This window comes from Paenibacillus liaoningensis (genome assembly GCF_059609455.1).
Genome location: NZ_JCAALU010000005.1, coordinates 136,412 through 160,471, shown reverse-complemented (window position 1 = coordinate 160,471; position 24,060 = coordinate 136,412). Strand labels below are relative to the sequence as shown.

Here is a 24,060-nt window from a genome sequence, read left to right as displayed (position 1 = left end):
AATGTAGCCTCATCCTATTTTACTTATTTGTTTATCTATTTGTTTCTTTATTTATTTATTTATTAAGTTGCTCCAGGCTCGCTTTCTTGCTTTTGCTCCAGCAATTGCTTCAACAGCTTGAGCTGCTCTGGCAGTTCAGCGCGCCACTCCATCCATTGCCCCGTCATCGGGTGCGTCAGGCCCAGCATCTCCGCATGCAGAGCTTGCCTGCCGGCTGCCTGCTCCCACGCTGCGCAAAGCTCGCCTGCTTCTGGCGGCAGCCCATACATCGCATCGCCGATCAACGGGCAGCCGATATATTTCATATGCACGCGAATTTGATGCGTGCGTCCCGTCTCCAGCCGCAGCCGTACGAGCGAAGCAGCGCCATCTCCATACTCCGCCGCAATTTCATAATGAGTGACCGAGGGATAGCCATCCGGCGTCACAATACGGACATGCGGCGAATCTGGATCACGATCAATCGGCTCATTAATCGTACCTGCCTGCTCGGGCGGAACACCATATACGAAAGCCGCATAACGCTTCGTAATCGCATCTGCTTGGAGCTGGTCGGATAATTGCTGGTGAATATACGGACTCTTCGCAACGACAACAAGTCCAGAGGTATCCTCATCCAAGCGATTTACCGGACGGAAACGCACCTTCTCGCCCCGTTCCCGCCAATGGTTCACCACGCCATTGGCAAGCGTTCCCGTGTAATGCCCATGTGTTGGATGTACGACAATACCCGGCGGCTTATTGAGAATGAGCAAATGCTCATCCTCAAACACAATTTGGAGCGGGATCGGCTCCGGCAAAATATCTTCCGACGTCTCTTTCTCCATCCGAATGCGGATGATATCCCCTTCAACAACCGTCGCGGTCGTGTAAACACGCTGCTCATTGACCGTAATTCCATGCTCAGTCAGCTTAACCCGCGACAGAAGGCTGCGCGATACGCCAAGCCTTCGCTCCACCAGGGCGCGCACGGACATCCCCGCATCCTCCGCCCGTACGACGACCATCAGCGGCTTATAATAATTAGCATCTATATCCATTATTCCATCGGTATTCATCAAATCGCCCGCATCCATTATTTTTTCCGTTTCCGGAACACTTCCTTGCTTCTAACATATTCTGTATCCGGCACGCCGAGCTTGGCGTTCGCCACACGTGCAGCTGCAAAAAAGAAATCCGAGAGGCGGTTCAAATATTTCGTCACCTCGGGGTTAGCCGGATGATCAGCAGCCAGCGTCACGACGCGGCGCTCAGCCCGGCGGCATACGGTGCGGCATACGTGCAGCAGCGAAGAAAGCGGACTTCCCCCTGGCAAAATAAACCGAGTAATTTCCGGCGCCTCCGTAATGTATACATCAATAATCTGCTCCAGCCGTTCTGCCGGTTCCGGCGTCACTTTAAGCGGCGCGCCCGGCCTTGCATAAGCAAGGTCAGATCCGCAGTCGAACAGCTCCTGCTGAATATCGACCAGCAGCGCTGCCATCTCCGCAAGCTGCTCATGCTGTGCAGCCTCCGCAGCCGCCTGCCCAACGAAGCAGTTCAGCTCATCAATCGTGCCATAGGCTTCCACTCGAATATCATCCTTGCGGACACGCCCTCCAATTAATGCCGTTTCTCCACTATCTCCCGTACGCGTATATAATCTCATGGCTCAGCATTGCCCCTCTCATTACACTTCCGTCTGCTTTTAAAAAGCTACTATACACTATACCATAAACGGCCATTCCTGCCGAAGCATTCCCTGAGAATCTGCCCGTGTCCGGCACAAAAAAGCGGCATTCCAGTTCAAACTGGAATACCGCCATTGCTCAAAAATAGCCGTGTAAAAATGCTGCAGAACACAGCTCTTCGAATTTCACGCTTAGCCCTGCTTCAGCTTGTGCACAAAGCCGCCAATGCGATCCAGCGCTTCGGCCAAATTTGAAACCGAGGTTGCATAGGAGCAGCGCAAATACCCTTCGCCGCCGAGGCCAAACACATCGCCCGGAACAGCTGCTACGCCGCCTTCCTCAAGCAGGCGTTCGGCAAATTTCTCGGATGAAAGCCCCATCGCCTTAACCGAGGGGAACGCATAAAACGCGCCCTCCGGCTCATGGCATTCCAGCCCGATATCGCGGAAGCCCTTCACAACAAGGCGGCGACGCTGGTTATAAGCATCAACCATCCGGTCTTTCTCTTCCAATCCTCGCGTCAACGCTTCTACACCAGCATATTGCGCCATGGCTGGAGCACACATGACCGTATATTGGTGAATTTTCAGCATTGCGGCGATGAGATCAGGATGTCCGCAAGCGTAGCCAAGCCGCCAGCCCGTCATCGCGAACGCCTTCGAGAAGCCGCTGACGAGAATGGTGCGGTCCCGCATACCCGGCATCGCCGAGAAGCTGCAATGCTTCGTTCCGTAAGTAAGCTCGGCATAAATCTCATCCGATATGACAATGAGATCGTTATCCTCGACCACTTTAGCAATCGGAAGCCAATCCTCATAAGTCATAATGCCGCCCGTCGGATTGCTCGGATAACATAAAATTAACACCTTGGAACGCGGAGTAATAGCAGCCTGCAGCGATTCAGCCTTAAGCTTGAACTTGTCTTCAGCAAAAGTCTCAATACCTACAGGAACACCGCCGCCAAGCGCAGTTATAGGAGAATAGGAAATATAGCAAGGTTCCGGGATTAAAATTTCATCGCCTGGCACAATTAACGCCCGGAGCGCCAAATCAATCGCTTCACTGCCGCCAACGGTGACGAGAATTTCATTTGCTGGATCGTACGGTGTCTGGAACTGATCATTCAAATATTGGCCGATCGCTTCGCGCAGAGCAGGCAGGCCCGCATTTGACGTATACTGCGTCTTGCCTCTTTCCAGCGAATAAACAGCCGCTTCACGAACATGCCATGGCGTAATAAAATCCGGCTCGCCAACACCAAGCGTAATGACATCTTTGCGGGTATTGACCAAATCAAAAAAACGACGAATACCCGATGGTTTAATATTTTGGACAGAAGGGGTCAAATAGTCCGTCATCGCTTGACGCTTCACCTTCGTCCGTACCAGCTCTTCCTCTTCTTTAATCATCACATTCACCTCTTACGGCGAAATCATCAAACGATCGTCACCCTCATGCTCCTCGAAGATAATTCCATCCTGTTTATATTTTTTCAAAATAAAGTTCGTCTTTGTCGACAATACAGCATCGATTGGGGACAGCTTATTCGATACGAAGGAGGCAACCTCCTTCAAGTTTTTCCCTTCGATCTCAACGAGCAGATCATAGGCTCCGGACATCAAATATACGGATTTCACTTCCGGATATAAGTAAATGCGCTCGGCTATGCCTTCGAAGCCACGTCCCCGCTCAGGTGTAATTTGCACCTCAATCAGCGCCGTTACCTTCTCGTCATCTACCTTGCTCCAGTTCACAATAGTCGCGTATTTGACAATAATATGATTATGTTCAAGCTCGGCTATTGCCTGCTTTACTTCCTCAGCGGGAGCACCTAGCAAAGTGGCGATTAATTCCGCGTCACGTCTGGCGTCTTCCTTGAGCAGCTCCAATACTTTGAGTTGCAATTCGTTCATCATATACTCCTTCCAGCAAACCTGAAGTTATTACCCTTCATATTACAACGAATCCGGGCTTCCTGCAAAGAAAAAAACAAAAGACCCCGAAGGGTCTTTACATGTAGTAGGGCTGATGGGAATTTTGCTGGTTGTGCTGTTGCTGCTGTTGCACCATATGGCCGTATCCTGCTTGCATCGCATGCGACTGGCTGCCCATACGCTGCTGCAAAAACTGCGATGTTTTTTGCTGGGTTTGCTGGTACTCCTTCAACTGCTTGTCGATCTCCTGTCTGAGCACAGGCGATGCGGTGTTGTACATATTTTGCGACTGCATCACTTGATATAGCTCGCCCTGCATTTTCAGCGTGCTGTTCAGCAGGTTCGTAAACATTTGGCGGATGGATGGACAGGCAGCCTCTGTGGCCGCCGTCGCGTATTCGCGGGTTACCCGTTTCAAGTCGCTAAGTACCGTATAGGCCAGATCCTCTTCTGGCAAAAACGATTGCGCATATTGCTGTTGCATCTCTTTTTCCTCCTTATGTCTGCTTGCCAAATATGCTTATTGCTGAGGCTGGGTCGGCGCCATGCTTTGATGCTGCTGAAGCATGTGCATCAATGTCTGATAATGCTGCTGATGCGTATTGAGCATTTGCGAGCATGCCTGACGAAGCTGCTGGGTGCTTGCACCTACAGATACGGCTGAGCATTGCTTAATCAGCAAATCCTCGTTGGACATCGAATCAGCTATATACTCGAGTTCTTTCGCGGTCATTGGCTGTAACATCGAATTTCCTCCTCCTTAACTTTTCTATGATTGAATACATGTTCGCGAGCGAAGTTCATAGCTCCGCTCGGCTGACCGAATGTCAACCCTTACGTATTATGGATCAGTCTCCCACTAATTATGTATGGGTAGACCACCTTAATTTACAACGCCGTCCACTAGGCTTATCTTCGTGCTTGTCCACAACGTCGTTTAATCACGCAAAAGGGCCTATCCCCTCTTCGCAAGGTCAATAGGCACTTTCACCTTCATCATATAGCTTACGGAAGACAGAACGAACCTTTAAGGCAAATGAACGGTTTTCACATGGTCAAAATGTAAAAATACCGAAGCGCCGCTCGCGGTGGACAGCTCAAGCATGCTTTGATCAATCGCTTTAAGAACGCCCGTTTTATTTGAGTTTTCTCCCAAATCGAGCACGACGAATTCACCCATCAGCTTGCGCAGCTGCTGATCGAACGTTCGCGACAAAGTGACGGGGGATGGCCTTAATGGAAACTGCTCGGGAGTCAGCTTGTATGGCGTGACATCGGGGTTGTAGGGAATTAAATATTTCAGATGGTGCAAAGACACCATAACCGTGTGGTAAATCGGGGAATAAAACACGAAATAATCATTCATAACTGTCGTAACATAGCCATGGATCGATTGATTCCCGGTAATGTACAGCTCGGAAAACATCCCTTTGGCATTCATCAAAATTTTGCGGTAGGATACCGTTTCATTGTAGGCTTCAAAGGGCAGCTCCGGCACCTCGAATGGGTCATACTTGTGATTGGACAGACGCAGCTGCTGCAAATGAATGAGCGGGACATAAATAAATTGCAAGCCCGTATGCAGCACTAAAATATCTTGCCCGAATTCAATCAGCTTGCCGCGAATAGCCGCGACCTTTCCCGATATGTCCAGCTCTACTTGCTGGTCAAGCAGCGGATGGCGATTTTTCATAGTGTCTCTCTCCTTTCTGCCGACTTTTTCAAATGAATACCGGGCTTCGGCATCAAGTGCCTGACCCGGCATTCCACTAGCGCCTAATGCATGGTGATGTTCCCACTAAACGCTAATTTCTTTTGCCTGAGCGGTTTCCGTTTTTGTTTCCGCTTTTATTGTTGTTTTTGCGGTTTTTGTTTCCTCCGCTGTTCGATCCACCTGTACGGTTTTTATTTCCTCCGTTGTTCGTTCCACCTGTGCGGTTCTTGTTTCCTCCGCTGTTCGATCCACCTGTGCGGTTTTTATTTCCTCCGTTGTTCGATCCGCCTGTGCGGTTATTATTTCCTCCCGAACGGTCGCCACGGGATGTGTTTTGTCCAAGCAGCTTAATTGTTTTAATGTGGAACAATTGAATTTGAACAACTTCACGGTTTACGACCAGCAGCAAGGATGTGCTGCCAACTTCGGCGATAAAGCCTTCGATTTTCTCCGGGCCGCCCCAGTTGATTTGCACAAATTTTTGGTTGAGCGCACGGATTACGCCGATGAAGCTGGAAGCATGAATATATTGGGGAGTGCGGCCTTTGCTTTTGTCGCTAGGGAAATCCGTAATGCTCTTCACATGGCTCGTGCTCACATAAACAATGCCTTCCTTTGTCCAAAGCACTAGATAGTCATTTTTCACGGCAACGAGCGTACCTTGGAGGGATTCTGGACCACCACGGTTGATTTTCACATATTGTCCAACGAGGCCGTCAAGAAATGATTTAGTACCATTTTCTTTGGAGCTTTTGTGTTTGTTGCTTTTGTGTTTGTTGCATTTGTGTTGATTGCTTTTATGGTGTTGGTTCATGTTGCCCGAGTTGCGATCCTGTTCTCCACCTACAAAGTTGCTGCAATAATTCATAGTAAAATCCCTCCAAATGTTTAATGAGCTGTGCTAGATTTACATACAATCTTAAAAGTTATTGACCCTGTCCCTGCTTGCTGTTTCCACCTTGGCCTGAGTAGCGAGCATCCCTCCAGTGCTTGATGCCGTTCATCTGTCATGGGAGACGATTTATAATACATTTATATGTATCCCTCATATAAGAGGTACTAGATTAATAACTATTTATTTAAGGCATAAGCATATAACTAGAAAAGTTTCATAGAGTCGCTGCTCCAGCAGTAGCAAAACACCCCGCGGCAGAATAAGGTAAATCAGCAAAAGCCTATCTGAGGACGATAGGCTGATCTGCCCGCAGGAGGTGGAAGCCCTATGTCAACCCAAACGCTGCCGATTCGTGAAATTACGATTGAACCTGATCATTTGCAGGAACTGCAGGAGGATTCCTGGAGCCATACGTTCCAGCCCGTTCAGCTAGAGATGAATGGAATATCTAGAGAAGCCACTTTTGGCTATCGCGGCGGTCATACGAGGAACTATTTTAAAAAATCCTATGAAGTCAGAACGACAACCGGCTTGACGCTGCATTGGAACGCCGAGTTTGATGATCCTTCGATGATTCGCAATGCGCTGTCCTTCCAGTTTTTCAATCAGATTGGCGTGCCATCGCCGCGTACCCGGCATATTTGGCTCGTCATTAATGGCGCCCCTCAAGGCGTCTATTTAGAGATTGAATCCGTTGATCCCAGATTTTTTCGCAGAAGAGGCATTGGCTGCCGCGCCATTATATATGCGGTCAATGACAGCGCAAACTTCAGCCTGATTGATCCCATTACGGAGCGACGGAAGGAGTCTCTTTTTGACGGCTATGAACTCGTATCCGGACTTGCGGCCTCCGAGCTGCGCCTAATCCGCTTCGTCAGCGGCATTAACCGCAAGCACACATCCCGCCTGCAATGGAGCACTTGGACGTCAAGGCGCCTAGATGTCGATCAATATTTGCTCTGGCTCGCGGGAGCTGTGCTTACGGGAAACTATGATGGCTTCGATCAGAACTACGCGCTTTATGTACATGGGAAAACGGGAAAATACCGGATGATGCCTTGGGATTATGAAGGAACATGGGGAAGAAATTGCTACGGCAAGCCATGTGGAAGTGATCTGGTGCGGGTGGAAGGCTATAATACGCTGACGGACAAACTGCTGGCCATTCCGGCCTATAAACGCAAATACCGCTCCATCCTGCTCCGGCTGCTGCAAACAGCATTTACGGAGGAACAGGTGGAGCGGACGGTGCGCGCGATGTACAGCAAGCTGACGCCAGCCATTCAAGAGGATTACACGCGAAAAAGCAGCTTTGATACGTATTTGAGCGAGCCCGACTTCATATTGAATTATGTGAAGGAGAGACGCGCTCTTATTAGAAAGGCTTTAAAAAGCTGGAAGCTCACGAAGAAGACAGCTGATGTTGATGTTGCCGCCCTTAAAGTTAAAATTCATTAAAGCCGCTTTTAAAATAGCTCCATGCTTAAGTAACGCTCGCCTGTATCGGGAGCAATACAGAGCACTCTGCTGCCGGCTCCAAGGCGGCGAGCCACCTGAAAAGCCGCCCAAACGGCAGCTCCTGAAGAAGGGCCGAGCAGCAAGCCTTCCTGACGGGCCAGCGCCTTCATCATAGCGATTGCATCGTCATCCGTCGCCTGAATGATTTCATCATAGACGGAAACATTCAGTATAGCCGGCACAAAGCCGGGACTTGTGCCCACCAGCTTATGCGGCCCAGGCACTCCCCCGGACAATACGGGCGAACCCATAGGCTCAACGACGGCAATATGTAAATTCGGAAGCGCGGCTTTCAGCGTCTCACCGGTTCCTGTAATGGTGCCGCCTGTTCCTGAGCAGGCAACAAAAGCATCGAGCCGCCCTTCCATCTGCTGCAATATCTCTATTGCTGTCGTACCCCGATGGGCATCGGGGTTTGCTTTATTTTCAAACTGATTCGGAATAAAGCTGCCTGGAATACTCTGCGCCAGCTCCTCCGCCTTGGCAATCGCACCAGGCATTCGCTCGGCTGCAGGCGTCAATACCACTTCCGCGCCATAGGCACGAAGCAGCTTAATGCGCTCCTGGGACATATTGTCCGGCATAATCAAAATGAGCTTATAGCCTTTAGCCGCCGCCCCCATGGCCAGTCCAATGCCCGTGTTTCCGCTAGTTGGCTCTATAATCGTGGAGCCCGGCTTAATATGGCCGCTAAGCTCTCCAGCTTGAATAAGGGAAGCTGCCGCCCGATCCTTAACGCTGCCGCTCGGATTAAAATATTCCAGCTTTACGAAAACATCTCCGCAGCCTTCCTCCGCCAAACGGTTCAGCTTCACAACAGGCGTTTCACCTACTAAATCAATAATGCTTGATACGATTTTTGGCATAACTGTTAAACCCCCTGTTTCCCATGAATCATGATGTCTCTTGTTCCAACAATGGACGCATCATCCACCAGCCAATAACAGGTACCGAGCCGACTACGAACAGCAGCCAGACGACCGCAAGCGGAGAATGATTTTGCGTCAGCACGACCAAATAGCCGCTAAGCCCAAGCACCCGTCCAAGCGTCAGACCCGCTTCGCGCAAGACGATATATTCCTCGCGTTCTCCACCGCCGGACTGCGATTCCCCAATTAAATCAAATACTCTTGAAGTCATCGGTATAATGTAGAGCGGCATAAATATGGACGTCCCAATACCGAATAACAATAAATTCGTAAAATTCACCTCGTAAAATAGTGGCAATATGACAAGGCCATTCATGACAGTCCCAACTAGCATCGCCCGCTTGCGATTGCGCGGGGACAGCCGCTTGCCGACCAGCCAGAAGCTGATTAGGGCAACGAAAGAGGTTATGAGCGTAAAGCTGCCCAGCTTGGCCTCATTTTGCGTGGCGATATAGACGGTCAAGCCGACTAAAAAAAGAAACACACCTTCCCGTACGCCTTGAGCTACGACAGCTGGTAGCATTCTACGCCATGGATTGCCGGGAATGGCAAGCTGCTGAAAGCCATGCGTCCAGCTGTATCGCCTGCCGTCCTGCTTGCGTTTCTTCAACCAGAAGCTCAGCACAACCGAAATGGCCAGTATGACAAGCGATGCCGTAAAAATAATCTGATAGCCACGCTCGCCGCTCATCGAGGTAATGAGCAAGCCCGATACCCACGGCGCCAAAATCCCCGCACCAGAGCCAAGCAGCCCAGACCAGCCGTTGAAGCGGTCGCGATTGTCCGGCTCGGTAATTTCAAAATAAATGACATCAAATGCGACCCAAAATAAGCCCAGCGCTAACCCATTCAATAGGCCCAGCGGAATAATATAGCTCGCCGCCAGCTTGCCCAGCATGAGCACCGTGAAATAAAAAGCCCCCGACAGCACGATGCCTGTGCGGAGACTGTTCATTTTATTATATTCTTTAACCCATTTTCCCGCCAGCCAAAAGGTAATGCCGCATGTTAAATACTGGCTCATCGTAAACCAGCCGACCAGCATATAAGAGGAGCTGGCTTTCCATAAGTAGATGGGCACGAATGTTCCTGAGAGCGCAAGCGCGATGCCGAATAACGCTTGAACAGCCAGAAGCAATATGGCCTGGCGATCCAATACGCCGCCTGTAGGCGCTCTTCCCAGCATGGTTGGGCGGCCGAATGGCCCCAATTGCATCGACGTTTTCATGCGTGTTTTTGCTCCAGTACTGAATTCACCTTTGTTCTGTTTCATTTTTGTACCCCTTCCCCGGCTGCCGGCTGAATAGGCTTGCTTGCTTACTCGCCCGGCATGCTGCCCTGCATTTGTTTAGGTGCTATATAAGGTTCCCTACATGCGTCAGGTACATGCCGCTCATTTTGCTGGCATTTATAGGCTGGAGGTACAAGCATAAACGGCTGTCGCCGTCCTCTGGCGGCAAAGCTACCGTTTCGCGGGTGAAATATATGCCGTTTATAAGGGGGAAACTTATACCTGCTTATATTTCAAAAAAAAAGCCGGAGCAAGTGCAGTGACCTCGACGAATCAGGTCAAAACCGCGTTGTCCAGCTGCTTGATATTAATCTTCGGAAGCGAGTGCCTTCAGCATTCCTTCTCGGTCATTGCCGCTTAGCTGAGTAGCGGTATGGAAGCATGATGGGCACACATATAGCTTGAGTTCAAATGGCGGCTGCAGCAGAGGCTGTCCCAGTGCCGGATGCAGCGTTGGCTCGAAGGAGCCTGCCGCTATCGCCATTTTGCCTGCTTCCAGCATATATTCACGGCAGGAAGGACATTCTGGCGCCTCTTCCTGCTCATTAATGATTTGCTGCACTTTGCCTTGCGCCCCAATCCAGTCGCGATGCGTTCTGCGGAAGCCGTCATCTGCCTCATCCCAATCGCTGCCCGCTTGCTGACCGCTGCCGTCTTCTTGCTCCCACTCCGGCTCTTCTTCATCATCCTCATCGCGGTCATTATCGACGCCGAATTGCAGCGTACGATAGCCATCCAACTCATTTTCACAATGCGGACAATGCTTTTCGGGACCGATTTCTTCATCCCATACAATTTCCGTCAAACACCATGGACATACCACTTGCTCTTCCATCCTTGATTGCCCCCCATTTAATTGTTGATTACGTAATAAACCCCGATGCTAAAAAACACAACGGCGAGCGCCAGCAATGTTCCCCATAAATATTTCATGTCGATCCTCCTGCATTCTAGCTCACAATGGCACCGCCAATGACATACGAAAGTGAAACGGAAATAATCATAGCAATCAAGCCAACAGCCCGGTTGTCCCGCTCGATTTCATCATCGATACGAAATACCGGCGTTAAAAACTCAAATAGGAAATAAGCGCCCAGCAAAATAAGGAAACCGAATGCGCCCCAAATCATGCTTTGGTAAATGGAGTCATTCGCTTCAATTGAAAATCTAAAAATATTGCATATCCCGAAAATTTTACCGCCTGTCGCCATTGCGACAGCAACGTTGCCGTTTTTAATTTCTTTCCAGCAGTTGTAACGGGTAACGAGTTCGAACACCCATAAAAAAACGAGAAGCGAGAGAACCACAATGGATATATAAAGCAGCATTGCCAAATAGGAATTGCCAAGCAGCACATCGACCTCATTGCTCATGCGTTACCCTCCTTTAACCGATTTGCGAAAATGATGCAGCGGCTGCGCCTTGCAGGCCGCAGCCAGCTAATTTAGTTCAGCTCAGCAACCGTAACGCCGGCTCCGCCTTCACCATAGTTGCCCAAGCGGTATTTTTTCACATGGCTGTGCTTGCGCAAATATTGCTGTATGCCTGATCGCAGCACGCCGGTGCCATGTCCGTGAATAATATAAACCTGACCGATGCCGGAGAGGAAGGATTCATCGAGAAATTGATCAACCTCCATGAGTGCCTCCTCTAAATTCGAGCCTCTGAGGTCAAGCTCCATCTTCACATTTTCATCTCTGGAGCGTTTCACGCTGGCTGCCTGCTTAGGCTGCTGCTTAAGCGGAGCAGCTGGCTTGATCAGCTCCATATCGGCAATGGCTACCTTCATCTTCATAATGCCGAGCTGAACGGTCGCATCCGCCCCATGCACCTCGATGATAAGCCCTTTCTGATTCAAGCTGTAGACCATAACCTCGTCTCCGGCTTCGATTTTGCGAACTGCCTTCTGTTGCCCGGCATTAGAAGGACGATTTTGCTTCTTGTGCAGCTCAGGCACCGCTTCATCCAGCTTTCGGCGGGCTTCAATGAGCTTATGCTCCTTGACAGAAGCGCCTTCCTCCAACGCCAGCTTGCGCAGCTCCGAAATAATTTTCTCGGCCTCTAGGCGTGCTTTTGCCACTGCCTCGCGCGCTTCCTCCTGGGCCTTCTCAAGCATTTTGTCGCGCTGCTCCTCGAATTTGCGCAGCTCCGCCTCATGCCGTCCACGCTGCTTCTCCATATCCTGTCTTAGCGACTGCGCCGTCTGGCGATCGCTTTCCGCATTCAAACGGTCAGCTTCGAGCGACGCGATCATATTTTCAACACGCTGATCCTCTTCGCTCACTTCACCGCGCGCATGATCGATGATCGTTTTGCTTAGGCCAAGCCGCTCTGCAATCGCAAAAGCGTTGCTTCGGCCTGGAACACCTACAAGCAGACGGTACGTTGGGCTTAGCGTAGCAATATCAAATTCCATGCTTGCGTTGATGACACCTTTGCGGTTGTATGCATATGCTTTAAGCTCGCTGTAGTGGGTCGTTGCAATAATACGGCTGCCCATGCTATGAATATGCTCCAGCATCGCAATGGCTAGTGCCGAGCCTTCAGCCGGGTCGGTGCCTGCGCCAAGCTCATCGAGCAGAACGAGGCTTTTCGCCGTCATGGATTTCAAAATGCGAATAATATTGACTAAATGGCTGGAAAACGTACTAAGGCTCTGCTCAATGCTTTGCTCGTCACCGATATCAGCATAAATAGCGTCAAATACGCAAAGCTGGCTGCCGTCCTCTACCGGAACGAACAAGCCGGACATGCTCATCAAGCTGAGCAAGCCTACTGTTTTGAGCGAGACGGTTTTACCGCCTGTATTCGGTCCCGTAACGATAATGGCTGTGTACGTATTGCCAAGCTCGACATCAATCGGCACGATTTTGTCCGCCGCAATGAGCGGGTGGCGCCCTCTTTTGATTTTCAGAAAGCCTCGATCATTCATGCGTGGCAGCGTCGCCTTCATCTCATGCCCAAGACGCGCCTTGGCAAAAGCAAAATCCAGCCTGCCTAGCAGCTCCTGGTTATACAATAAATCCTCAACATGCTCGGCCGCTTTCGCGGTCAGCATTTGCAAAATTTTCTCAATTTCACGCAGCTCTGCCGCTCTCAGCTCACGCAGCTTGTTGTTCATGACAACCGTTGCTTCCGGCTCAATAAACAGCGTAGCCCCCGAGCCAGACTGGTCATGCACTATGCCGCCAAAATGCGAGCGGTACTCCTGCTTCACCGGAATGACATAACGGTCGCTGCGCAGCGTAATAATAGCGTCCTGGAGCATTTTCTGCACCGAGGAGGAACGAATCATTTGCTCCAGCTTCTCGCGGATGCGCGATTCGCCTCCACGAAGCTCCCTGCGTATCGAAGCGAGCTGGACGCTCGCGCTATCCATAACCTCACCTTGATCGTCAATGCAATCAAAAATCGCATCCTCAAGCTCCTTGTGCTCGCTGAGCTGGTCAGACGTTTCATGCAGCAAAGGAATTGGATCATCATCATGCAGATTTTCCAAATGACGCTTAACCCGCCTAGCCCCTCTGGACGTCGACGCAATTTCCATAAGCTCCACCGGGTTCAACGTTCCACCGATACGCGATCTGTGAAGCGAGCTGCTGATGTTGGTAATGCCGCCAAATGGCGGATTGCCCTTAAGACGGTCGGCCTTATAAGCCTCGTCCGTCGCTTGAAGCATCAGCTTAACCGTTTCCAAATCGGAGCTTGGAGCAAGCTTCTCCGCTTCGGCCTTGCCAAGCGAAGTCGCTGCGTGCTGTGTCAATTTATGTATAATTTTGTGAAATTCAAGTGTTGTTAATATTTTACTATCCAAGCGTAACACTCCTCTCGCCCTTATATTATAGCCGAATCGGCGCTTTGATGCACGACATGACGTTACCTTCCATACATGTTCCGGCGAAAACTGGCTACAATACGAAGGAATCACAATATCCAGCCTGGTCGACATGCAAAATCCGTTGATTTTTCACAGGCCGTAGTGAAGGATTTCAAATCAATTGAGGAGGTTGAATACATGAGCTTTTTAGGCCATGTTGTTCGGTTCATCGTAGCAGCTCTTGTGTTAATGCTTGTGGGCTTGATTGTGCCGCAGTTCAGCGTGGGCGGTTTTTGGAGCGCTTTAATGCTGGCTATCGTCATTGCCGTGCTGGGCTGGATTATCGAAGCGATTTTCGGCAAAAAGGTTACGCCATTTGGACGGGGCATCGTCGGCTTCATCGCCAGCGTCGTCGTCATCTGGATTGCCCAATTTATCGTCAGCGGCGTTTCGGTTACTTGGCTCGGTGCCATTCTGGCTGCGCTCGTGATCGGGATTATCGACTTGTTCATTCCCGTCAGCACGCCATATGAAGCCGGACGCTCCGATCATGACCGCCGCAGCAGCGACCATTAAAGCCTTAATCGTGATGCGTCGTTAGCGGAAGTCGTATGCTTGTCAGCCCTTGCCCGTCGCTCTCTAAAGCGATGGCCAAGGGCTTTTTCATCAAGCCATTCAACAATTTGTCACCTTCTGATGCTGTCAGTTTGGGGAAATTGGGTTACAATAAAAGCGATGCGGAAAATAATTCCGTGTCATAAAGCGTGTAAGCAGAAAGGGAGCCGAACAAGATGAAAAAGTGGATTTATCTTGCTGCCGTGATGTGCTTCGTTGCAATCATTGCCGCATGCGGGACAAGCGGAGGAGCAAGCGAAGCGGGCGGCGTTATAGATACAGATGCCAGTGCAGCGGAAGTCATTGTCAAAGCAAAGAGCTGGGAATTTGAGCAAACCGAATATAAGATCAAGCAGGGCGAGGCCGTTAACCTTAAGCTTGAATCAACGGATGGCGTCCATGGCATCCAAGTTACCAAAACCGATATTACGATTCCAAATAATAAATCCAAAACCATCTCGCTGAAAGCTGGCGAATATACCATCGTATGCAACGTGCCTTGTGGTACAGGCCATACTAAAATGCAAGCAAAGCTTATTGTTGAATAAATTTGCTTGGATTGGTGCTTGTTGCATCCAGCCGCCATGCGCTCATCATAATGAGAGTGCTGGCGGTTTTTGTTGTTTATGATGAATTATAATAAAATGCGGCTGTTTTTTTAAACGATAACGTTTCTAACCATTCGGTCTAGCAGCGTCAAGTAAGAAACTAGTAATTTATACTTAATTATTGTCGGTTTTATGATCGAGAAGCGTCTGTTTTAAAGCATCGATCTGGCCAATAATAGAAATCGGATCGAAATAAAAATACGTCTTATAATCAACAGGAATCAGATTTCCATTTTTCACGGCAGGAAGACTTTTCCAAATTTGTCCATCTGTCAATTCCTTGAACTGCTCCTCCGTTGTTTCTGTGTAGGTCGATAAGAAAATATAATCTGTATTCGCGAGCTCAGCCAGCTTTTCTTCCGATATTTCCACGTACTGTGCTCCATTGTCCATGACGTTCTCCTGCACCCAATCTGGCGCCTTGAACTTCAGAGCATTGTAAATCACTTCTCCACCGCGGCCATAATTATCGCCCAAAACCGCTAGCGTCTTTCCATCTACCTCAAGCAGAACAGCTGTCGATCCTGGCTTAACAACGTCCTTCAGCTGATTTCTTGCTTTTTCGGCGTTGTGCTCATACTTTTCCAGCCATGCATCCGCTTCTTTGCTTTTGTTCAGCAGCTCTCCCATTTGCTTCACTTCTTCACGAACATTTTTTGTAGAGCCGTACTCGATAAATAGCGTTGGCGCAATCTGAGAAAATTTATCGTAATGATCGGCGAGTGTATCATTAATAACGATGAGATCAGGCTCCATTTCAAGCACTTTCTCTGGTGAAGCTGGGGAGCCGATGTCCATTATTGCGGCTTCCTGCTCCTTCAGGAAGGGACTGCCCATCCACCACTCTTTGCTGCCTCCAATAGGCTGAATGCCAAGAGCAAGCAGTGTACCATGATAGTAACCGGCAATAACTCGCTTCGGATGAAGAGGGACCTCAACATCTCCCTTGATAGTCTTGACGGTTTTTGTCGCAGCTTCATCCGTTTGTGTGCTGTTGTCTCTTGGCAATTCTGAGGCGGCAGTTGATGAGGCCGTCGTATTAGATGTACTTGGGGTATTCGAAATGGAATTACCGCCACACGCGCTAAGTATGAACATGACGCAGATGAGCGTACCGATAGATGGGGAAATTTTTTTTGCCAAAACCAACATTGAAACAGCCTCCTAATTGAAATTGATTATCATTCGATCAAATGATAACAATTCTCGGCAGCTAACGTCCATATACAAACATGACGAAAAATTAGTCCGAATGTGCGGAAAATAACCTTACAATCTCCTCGAGCTGATATTCCAGAGACAGCGTGTCATAACCATAAAACATCTCGCGATTCGGCGTATAGATGCGGCCGTTCCGGACGGCTTCAAGTTTACCCCACGCCCCATTATTCATCCAGGCCCGCTTATTCGGAAGCCCTTGCGATCCGTAGTCGAATAAAATGATATGATCTGCGGAAAATGCCAGCAGCTCCTCTGAAGTGAGTGCTTTGTTTGGAATATTCCTGTCTATCAGCTCGCGGCTAACGCTTGCAGGAGGCTTCAATCCTAGCTCCCCGTATAGAAGAATGCCTCCCATGCTCGTGGAACGGCCATAAATGTAGAGCTTGTCTGACACGATCTTCATTATCGCTACAGTCTCGTCGCGTCCGATGAAAGAAGTCATTTTTCTTCTCCCTTCAACTATTTTCTGCTCGAATCGGGCTACCCAAGCTTCTCCCTCGCTCCGCTTCCCGACCGCCTCTGCCAGCAGGAAGAACGGCCCGCGCCAATTGTCGTCCAAATCAGGTATTTCGCACACAGAGCTAATTTCCCTTAGCCGTTCTGAATATGCGGTCTGCTCCCCGGCCAAAATGAGGTCGGGCCCAGCCTGAGCCAGCTTGCGCAATGTTTCTTTGCCCATGTGTCCCACCACCTCAAGAGCAGTCAAATCCATACCCTTGGCATGGGCTTCCTTCATCCATGGTTCAATTAGGCCGATTGCAGGAATGACACCTAGCGTCAACATGCATGAGGTCACGTAGGACGACAATGCTGCATATATTTTAGGCTTGGATCGGTAGGATGAAGGCGCCAGCCCAGTCATTTGTTTAAACTTGCGGCTAAAATAATATTCGCTTTGAAAACCGACCAACTTTGCAATCTCGCCTATACTCCTCAGAGGAGAAAGCTGCAGCAGCTGTTGGGATTTTCGAATTCTCATCCGGCACAAATAATCCAAAAAGCTTTGGCCTGTTTCCTGCTTGAACACACGCGAAAAATATTCAGGGCTAATGCCAATCATTGCCGCAAGCCGATCTCGCGTTAGCTTCTCCTCATAATGATTACGAATATATTGAATGGCGTTATCTATCCAACGACTCCCATCTTCTTCATCTTTCAGAACCGATTGTTCATTAAACACTAAGCTCAGCAATTGATAAAATATAAGCTGGCTTCTAAGCGGGTTATGCAAGCTTTTCAGGGAGGTCGCTTCATGCAGTTCTGCTCCTAGCTGTAAAGCACGCTCTGGGGCAAGGAGCGGCATCTCCCCGCCAATCCAATGCGCAACAGCTGCGCGGCCGTATACACTTTCGCTCTCTAAGCTGCCTGCATCATCAATTGGGGCAATCGCGATAAAGGTTATACGGTCCAGCAGCAGCGTCTCCTCATAAGGATTGTTGACATGCATGCCGCTACCCGCTGGCCAATAGAAAGCCGTTCCAGCCTTGAGAAAAATTTTTTTGCCGCCCATATGTATCTCACCGCGCCCCTCGCGAACGAGCAGCAGCATGTCCGTGCTGGCAACATTCCATTCCATAGGTGATTGAGGCGCATAAGTAAAGGCAACGATTTCTTGAAAAACAAACGTTGCCGAGGAAGCGACGCTAACGCTCCCGACGCTCAGCTGCCCTTGTACGGAAAGGGCTGTTCGATTCCGCAGCTCAGCCTTGACTCTCAATACTTCCTCGCTGCTCAGCACTCCCAGATATTTCTCCGTTCGATGCTTCCTCCGTCCGAATTCATCGCGGTAGGTTGAAACGATCCGAAAGTACTCGTAAGTTTTTCCGTTTTTGCTAATCGTTTGTTTTTTAAGAAACATAATAAGGCTCCTTGCGCTCTATAATTTAGGGACTAACTGAGGGACTAACTTTACTTTATCATATTCGATGCACTTCTAATTCATCGCGATGTATTCACAGCTTTTACGATAATGGACTGAAATATCATTTTTCTTTTGCTACCCTGTAAGAAAAATTGATAACTGCCGCACTTTCCCTTCCCGCTTCCCTTTGATAAGATGGTCATTATAGCTAAAAGTTAGCGCTTACGAAGTTTTTCTCGCAAAAGCCGAAGGGAGAGATACGATGAGCCTTTTAAATGGGCGTGTGGCAATTGTAAGCGGCGCAGGCAGTGGGCTCGGAAGGGCCGCTTCTCTATCGTTTGCAAAAGAAGGCGCAGAGGTCGTGTTGCTGGGCCGGCGATTGAACAAGCTCCAAGAAACCTTTGAGGCGATTAAAGAGGCTACCGGACGGGAAGCGCTTGTTATACCTACAGATGTCACCGATGAACAGCAAATTAAGCAAGCGGTTATACTAGCTGTCGGCAAGTGGGGCAAAATTGACATTTTGCTCAATAATGCTGCCGTGCTGGAGTCTGGACATGTTATTGAGTTGACTTCTGAAAACTGGCATACGCAGGTTGCAACTAATTTGACAGGACCCTTTTATTTATCAAGAGCTGTCATTCCATATATGCGTGCAGAACGCTATGGTCGCATTATTAATATAACATCGGGCCTTTCCTGGAACGGTGCCGGAGGTTATGGCGCTTACAGCGCGGCCAAAGCCGGGCTTGAATCGCTAACCCGGACACTTGCTGATGAAGAACATGAATATGGCATTCTCATTAATTTGTACAACCCTGGCACGCTTCGCACCGAAATGCATGCCACGGGCAAGGACCCGGCAGTCGTCACACCAGATTTGCTGCGTCTCGCAAGCCTGCCCCGCGGCGGTCCAACAGGCAGTACGGTCAGCTATGGCTAATCGGGCGAGCCGATATATATCAAAATCCCTTGAATGAAGCACGGGCAATTGGCTCGCTGCTTTATTCAAGGGATTTTTTTGTGCCTCCTCAGCGCAGCAATATGCGAAAAAATCCGTTTATCATCGCAGTTCCGGGGGACCGGGCGAGATAAACGGATTTTTTGAGTAAAGCTAGCTTTGCTCGATTAGTTCAATCCATTCATTGTATTCGTTTTGCAGCAAGGAGTATTCGTGCGCCAGCTTGCCATGCTCGATCGTAAGCTTCTCGTGCTCTGCCCGCAGCTGCTCTGTCGATTGGACGGCTTCAGACCACTCCAGCTCAAGCTGCTGCCTGCGTTGATCAACTTGCTCACTCAGCTGGGCTGCCGCAGCGGCTTGCGCCAAAGCGGCCTCCAGCTGCCCCTTCAGATGCTCCTCGCCAGCTTGTCGCTCGGACTCTTCCGCAATCATCCGGTTTAATTCATCTGTCAATTGCTCAGAACGCTTGCGTTCTTGCTCCATTTGCTCATCCAGTTCCTGCTGTTTGTGTAGTAAAATGTCGAGCTGCTGAGCCGCGATACGCTCACGTGCCGCAATCAATTCAAGCTGCTCCGTAAGCTCCTGCTCGTGCCGAGCCAGCTGTCCCAGCTTTTCATCCAGCTCCAGCTCGTGGAACTCTGCCCGCTCTACTTTCTCCTGAAGCTCCTGCAGCTTGCTTTGCCATGAAGCCTGCTCATCCTTATGCTGCTGTTCCACTTTCAGCTCGCGTTCACGGTATTGCTCGTCGAACTGCTGCTTCTGCTGCTCAATTAACCTAGCATATTCAGCCTGCTTCTCATGAAGCTGCGATCTTAGCTCCGAGCAATCACGTTCCAGCTGCTCCGACTGCTCCATTTGTTCAAGCTTCAACAGCTCCAGCTGATCGGCAAAATCCTGCTTGAGCTGGTTCGCTGCATCATCCCGCTGCTGCTCCAGCATAGCAAGCTGCCGCTGATGCTCCTGTGCCAGCTCCGCATGAACAGCTTCGCTTTCCCGCTGCTTCGCTTCGAGTGCTTGCTCCAGCTCACGAAGCTTAAGCGTAAGCTCTCCTCGAGCTGCTTCGCCCTCACGCTGCTTGGCCTCCAGTGCTTGCTTCTGCTCACGAAGCTGCAGCTCCAGCGCTTCACGCTCTTCTTCGAACTGAATTTCTTGCTCCAGCTGTTTTTCTTCCGCATTCTTTTTCCATTCTTCATGAAGCTGGACTTGGGCCGCAAGCTGTTGTTCAAATGCTGTAAGCCGCTCCTGATACTGCTGCTCCTGCTCGTTTCTAGCCTGCTCATAGTGAGCTTGATGATCTTGCTGCAGCTGCTGAAGCTTGCTAAGCTCTTCCTGCAGCTCCATAACACGCAGTTCAGCCTCATCCGCTTTAGCCGCTTCATTCGCCAAATACTTAGCCTGCTCAGCGATTTGCGCTTCGGCTTCCTTCAATCTATTGCCTAGCTGCGCACGCGTTTCGGCATGCTGCTCATTAATGACATGCAGCTCGTCCAGCTGCTGGCGAATTTCGCCAAGCTCGGCGTCACGCTCCTGGCGCTCCTGCTCTAGTACTGCAAGGGAGGAGCGCAACGCTTCTTCCTGCTCCATAGCTTGCAATAAGTGGTCATCTGCCACGGAAATACGCTGTTCAAGCGCAGCTTTTTCCTTGACAGCTGCTTCTTGAAGCTCGGCAACAGCTGTTTGCAGCTTAGCCCGCTCTTCTTCCCAATTTTTATATCGCAAAGCGAGGTCAGCCTTCAAGGCTTGCTCCTGCTCCGTTAACTCTTTCATATGTGCGGAAACCAGCTTCTCGACATTAGCCGATGCTTCTGCAAGCAAGCGCTGCTCATGCTCGTCAAGCTGCTGCTGCTGCTGTTCAGCCGTATTAGACAGCTCCAGCTTCCATTCCTCTTCACGCTGTTCAAGCTTCGCCTGCCAGCCCTGCTCAAGCTGCTTCACACGCTCAGCTAGCTGATGTGCAGCAAGCTCAATCGCTTGGGCTTTAGCTGCACGCTCCGCTGACAATGCCGCTTCCGCTTCTTCAAGCAGCTCTGCCGCAGTTGCCTGCTCGCGTTGCAGTTCTACTTGAGCTGAAGCTTTCAGCTCCGCTAGCTTCGCTGCCGCTTCCGCACGTTCACGTTCGACGAGAGCTTGCGCGGCCGCCTCGGCTTCGGCGAGCTTCGCAGCTGCTTCCGCTTGCTCGCGTGCAAGTCCCTCTTCTGCGGCGCTTTTCGCTTCTACAAGCTTCAATGCTGCATCAGCCTGCTCACGCTCCATTCGCTCCTGTAAAGCTTTCTCGACTTCAGCAAGCTTAGCCGCCGCTTCCGCACGTTCGCGCTCCAGCTGCTCTTGTGCAGATGCTTCTGCCTCTGTCAACAGCTCAGTCGCTGCTGCGCGCTCTTGCTCCAGCGCCTCTTCCGCTGCTGCTTTCGCTTCCAGCAACTTCGCTTCGGCTTCTAACCGTTCGCTCACCACACGCTCCTCGGCAGCATGTACTGCCGCTTCTGCTGCTGCCAGCTTGGCTGCCGCTTCCTCACGCTCGCGCTTCAGCATCTCTTCCGCTACGCTCTGCGCCTCTGCGAGCTTCGCAGCAGCGGCTTCGCGCTCCCGCGCAACCTCTCTTGCCGCGATGCTTCTTGCTTCGGTTGCTTTTGCTTCGGCTTCTGCCAGTTTAGCGGCTGCTTCGGCACGTTCACGCTCCAACTGCCCCTGCGCAGACGCTTCCGCCTCCGTCAACAGCTCCGTCGCTGCCGCGCGTTCCTGCTCCAGCTCCGCTTTTGCTTCCAGCAGCTTGGCTTCCGCCTCTGCCTGCTCGCGTTCCAGCTCCGCCTTCGCAGCCGCTTCGGCCGCCGCTAAGCCTGCTGCCGCTTCCGCGCGCGCCTCTGCAAGCGCTGCTTCCGCTCCGCTCCGCAATTCCGCCTGCTTCACGGCGGCTGCCTCGCGCTCCTGCGCAAGCTGCTCCTCGGCGATCAATTCCGCCTCGATCAGCTTTTCCTCTACTTCCGCTATTTTCGCTGCAGTCTCGGAAATTTTCGCTTCCGCTTCGGTCAGCTTCGCCGCCGCTTCAGCTCTCTCGCGCGCAAGCTTCGCATCTGCTCCACTCTGCGCTTCCGCGAGGCTCGCTGCCGCTGCTTCACGCTCACGAACAAGCTGCTCCTGTGCAGACGCTTCCGCTTCGGTCAGCTTTTCAACCACTTCCGCGAGCCGCTCTGCCGCTTCGGCACGCTCGCGCTCCAACTGCTCCTCGGCGATAATTTCCGCCTCGATCAGCTTTTCGGCTGCTTCCGCACGCTCACGCTCAAGTGCCTCATCCGCTGCACTCTTCGCCTCCGCCAGCTTTGCTTCTGCTTCCGCACGCTCCCGCGCAAGCGCCTCATCCGCTGCACTCTTCGCCTCCGCCAGCTTTGCTTCTGCTTCCGCACGCTCCAGTTCAAGCGCCTCATCCGCCGCACTCTTCGCCTCTGCCAGCTTCGCTTCTGCTTCCGCTCGTTCCCGCGCAAGCGCCTCATCCGCCGCACTTTTCACATCCGCCAGCTTTGCTTCTAATACGCCAAGCTTCGCTTCCGCTTCCGCACGCTCTCGCTCAAGCGCCTCATCCGCCGCACTCTTCGTCTCCGCCAGCTTCGCCTCTAATACGTCAAGCTTCGCTTTTGCTTCTGCACGCTCACGCTCCAACAGCTCTTCCGCAACGATTTCCGCTTCGATCAGCTTTTCGGCTGCTTCCGCCAGCTTCGCAGCCGCCTCAACGCGCTCGCGCGCCACTTGCTCCTCGGCAGCTGCCTCGGCTTCCGCAAGCTTTTCCGCTGCACTGGCCTGCTCACGCGCAAGCGCGCCTTCTAGCGTAAGCTTCTGGGCAGCAAGCGTCTCCGATGCTTCCTCGCGCTGACGCGCAAGCGCTTCCGATGCTTCCTGCTGCTGCGCTGCAAGCCGCTCATCCGCTTCTGCCAGCATATCCTTCAGCTGATTTTCCGCTACTGCGAGCGCATGCATCAGTTCCTCGGCAGCTTTCTTCTTCGCCTGCTCCAGCTCGGATTCAAAAACCTCCTGCAGCTCCTGCAGATCGATTTCCGCCTTTACCTGCAAAGCCTGATACTCCTCGCGCAAGCTTGCCATCATCCCTTGGAGCTCTCCAAGCTGCTCGGCAAGCACTAGCCGCTTCGCCTCAGCGTCATGCAGCGACTCATTATCGCGGCGCAGGCGGAACACTTCCTCGGTCATCTGCACAGCTGCAAGCACTGCAATTCTTGGCAGGTCCAGCTGTGGATAACCTTTGGCAATTTTGTTCATGCTATCATCTATCATTCCGGCAATACGCCGCATATATTCTGAGTTGGAATGGCCCTTCAAACGATATTGATGCCCATATATATCAACGGTTACTACAGTTTGCTCAGTATCCATAAAACATTATCCTCCTATAGGTGTTTCTCGCTCCCTTATCAATCAGCAGGATTGTTTCCCCAATCCTTATATATAGAAGAACATATCACATAGAGTCTTATATTATAGTTGCATTATATCAAGGTGAAACGGCTGTCGCTATCCTTTGGCGGCGCGGCGCGTTTCATTCCGAGAAATATAGAGAAAGGATGGACACATCATATCCTTTCCTATATTTCAAGGTGAAACGGCTGTCGCTATCCTTTGGCGGCGCGGTGCGTTTCATTCCGAGAAATATAGAGAAGGGATGGACACATCATATCCTTTCCTATATTTCAAGGTGAAACGGCTGTCGCTATCCTTTGGCGGCGCGGCGCGTTTCATTCCGAGAAATATAGAGAAGGGATGGACACATCATATACCTTCCTATATTTCAAAAATAACTGTAAACGACTGCTTCTGTCTCAGACATAAAGCTTGACCCATCTTTATAGTTCAACCCAAAATGCAGCACTGACTCCCAAGCAGATCTCTATCCATGTTTCGACTAACAAAAAGAACAAGTTTTGATGACAAAACGACACGGTCTTCCACTCTGGAAAAAACGCCCAAAAGCCTGCTCCAGCTTAAAAAACAAAGCAAAAAGCCGTATCGATAGTCCACAAGGAAC

20 protein-coding genes are annotated in these 24,060 nt (G+C 50.7%); 4 read left to right on the top strand and 16 right to left on the bottom strand.

The genetic code is table 11. The features are described 5' to 3' along the window. Positions 1-62: 62 nt before the first annotated feature. The 8 genes from AC6B99_RS08555 to AC6B99_RS08520 form a co-directional block, all read right to left on the bottom strand. On the bottom strand, positions 63-1,058 hold the full coding sequence (locus tag AC6B99_RS08555; RefSeq protein ID WP_496663260.1) for an RluA family pseudouridine synthase: 996 nt from the start codon (positions 1,056-1,058) through the stop codon (positions 63-65). 17 nt (positions 1,059-1,075) lie between these two features. Beyond that, positions 1,076-1,648 (bottom strand): cob(I)yrinic acid a,c-diamide adenosyltransferase, encoded by a 573-nt coding sequence (locus tag AC6B99_RS08550; RefSeq protein ID WP_056034420.1) that lies wholly within the window; start codon positions 1,646-1,648, stop codon positions 1,076-1,078. A gap of 213 nt (positions 1,649-1,861) precedes the next feature. Continuing rightward, complete coding sequence (locus AC6B99_RS08545) at positions 1,862-3,079, bottom strand: aminotransferase class I/II-fold pyridoxal phosphate-dependent enzyme (RefSeq protein ID WP_056034417.1); 1,218 nt, start codon at positions 3,077-3,079, stop codon at positions 1,862-1,864. A gap of 12 nt (positions 3,080-3,091) precedes the next feature. Further along, positions 3,092-3,583 (bottom strand): Lrp/AsnC family transcriptional regulator, encoded by a 492-nt coding sequence (locus AC6B99_RS08540; protein WP_056034414.1) that lies wholly within the window; start codon positions 3,581-3,583, stop codon positions 3,092-3,094. A 97-nt stretch (positions 3,584-3,680) separates the two neighbouring features. Next, positions 3,681-4,088 (bottom strand): spore coat protein, encoded by a 408-nt coding sequence (locus AC6B99_RS08535; RefSeq protein ID WP_056034411.1) that lies wholly within the window; start codon positions 4,086-4,088, stop codon positions 3,681-3,683. Between the two features lie 36 nt (positions 4,089-4,124). Further along, the gene (locus AC6B99_RS08530) at positions 4,125-4,349 is read right to left on the bottom strand and encodes a hypothetical protein (protein ID WP_056034407.1); all 225 of its coding nucleotides are present in this window, start codon (positions 4,347-4,349) and stop codon (positions 4,125-4,127) included. 282 nt (positions 4,350-4,631) lie between these two features. After that, on the bottom strand, positions 4,632-5,297 hold the full coding sequence (locus AC6B99_RS08525) for a YwrJ family protein (RefSeq protein WP_056034405.1): 666 nt from the start codon (positions 5,295-5,297) through the stop codon (positions 4,632-4,634). A gap of 112 nt (positions 5,298-5,409) precedes the next feature. Then, positions 5,410-6,186, bottom strand: a complete 777-nt coding sequence (locus AC6B99_RS08520; protein ID WP_494857848.1) for a DUF6897 domain-containing protein — start codon at positions 6,184-6,186, stop codon at positions 5,410-5,412. A gap of 354 nt (positions 6,187-6,540) precedes the next feature. Between AC6B99_RS08520 and AC6B99_RS08515 the strand changes: the two genes are divergently transcribed. After that, positions 6,541-7,671 (top strand): CotH kinase family protein, encoded by a 1,131-nt coding sequence (locus AC6B99_RS08515; protein ID WP_494878494.1) that lies wholly within the window; start codon positions 6,541-6,543, stop codon positions 7,669-7,671. 8 nt (positions 7,672-7,679) lie between these two features. On the opposite strand, the gene cysK is transcribed toward AC6B99_RS08515, so the two are convergent. From cysK to AC6B99_RS08490, 5 genes are all read right to left on the bottom strand, one after another. Then, positions 7,680-8,597 (bottom strand): cysteine synthase A, encoded by a 918-nt coding sequence (gene cysK, locus AC6B99_RS08510; protein ID WP_494857846.1) that lies wholly within the window; start codon positions 8,595-8,597, stop codon positions 7,680-7,682. A gap of 28 nt (positions 8,598-8,625) precedes the next feature. Then, positions 8,626-9,933 carry an MFS transporter gene (locus AC6B99_RS08505; RefSeq protein WP_494878496.1) on the bottom strand — a complete coding sequence of 436 codons (1,308 nt, stop codon included), beginning with the start codon at positions 9,931-9,933 and terminating at the stop codon, positions 8,626-8,628. Positions 9,934-10,258: 325 nt separating this feature from the next. Continuing rightward, positions 10,259-10,786 (bottom strand): hypothetical protein, encoded by a 528-nt coding sequence (locus AC6B99_RS08500; protein ID WP_056034390.1) that lies wholly within the window; start codon positions 10,784-10,786, stop codon positions 10,259-10,261. Positions 10,787-10,901: 115 nt separating this feature from the next. Then, positions 10,902-11,324, bottom strand: coding sequence for a DUF350 domain-containing protein (locus AC6B99_RS08495; RefSeq protein ID WP_056034386.1), 423 nt, complete (start codon positions 11,322-11,324; stop codon positions 10,902-10,904). 71 nt (positions 11,325-11,395) lie between these two features. Next, positions 11,396-13,765 carry an endonuclease MutS2 gene (locus AC6B99_RS08490; protein ID WP_494878501.1) on the bottom strand — a complete coding sequence of 790 codons (2,370 nt, stop codon included), beginning with the start codon at positions 13,763-13,765 and terminating at the stop codon, positions 11,396-11,398. Between the two features lie 201 nt (positions 13,766-13,966). Between AC6B99_RS08490 and AC6B99_RS08485 the strand changes: the two genes are divergently transcribed. Continuing rightward, positions 13,967-14,344, top strand: a complete 378-nt coding sequence (locus AC6B99_RS08485) for a phage holin family protein (protein WP_056034380.1) — start codon at positions 13,967-13,969, stop codon at positions 14,342-14,344. A 215-nt stretch (positions 14,345-14,559) separates the two neighbouring features. Beyond that, positions 14,560-14,931 (top strand): cupredoxin domain-containing protein, encoded by a 372-nt coding sequence (locus AC6B99_RS08480; RefSeq protein ID WP_056034378.1) that lies wholly within the window; start codon positions 14,560-14,562, stop codon positions 14,929-14,931. A 174-nt stretch (positions 14,932-15,105) separates the two neighbouring features. Here AC6B99_RS08480 and AC6B99_RS08475 read toward each other — a convergent pair whose 3' ends face one another. Continuing rightward, positions 15,106-16,143, bottom strand: a complete 1,038-nt coding sequence (locus AC6B99_RS08475) for an ABC transporter substrate-binding protein (protein ID WP_056034375.1) — start codon at positions 16,141-16,143, stop codon at positions 15,106-15,108. A 91-nt stretch (positions 16,144-16,234) separates the two neighbouring features. Then, a complete protein-coding gene (locus AC6B99_RS08470; protein ID WP_494857838.1) occupies positions 16,235-18,070 on the bottom strand; it encodes a helix-turn-helix domain-containing protein in 1,836 nt (611 codons plus the stop codon). Positions 18,071-18,335: 265 nt separating this feature from the next. Between AC6B99_RS08470 and AC6B99_RS08465 the strand changes: the two genes are divergently transcribed. Continuing rightward, on the top strand, positions 18,336-19,016 hold the full coding sequence (locus tag AC6B99_RS08465; RefSeq protein WP_056034370.1) for an SDR family NAD(P)-dependent oxidoreductase: 681 nt from the start codon (positions 18,336-18,338) through the stop codon (positions 19,014-19,016). 171 nt (positions 19,017-19,187) lie between these two features. Here AC6B99_RS08465 and AC6B99_RS08460 read toward each other — a convergent pair whose 3' ends face one another. Next, positions 19,188-23,411, bottom strand: coding sequence for a hypothetical protein (locus tag AC6B99_RS08460; RefSeq protein WP_496663186.1), 4,224 nt, complete (start codon positions 23,409-23,411; stop codon positions 19,188-19,190). Positions 23,412-24,060 lie beyond the last annotated feature (649 nt).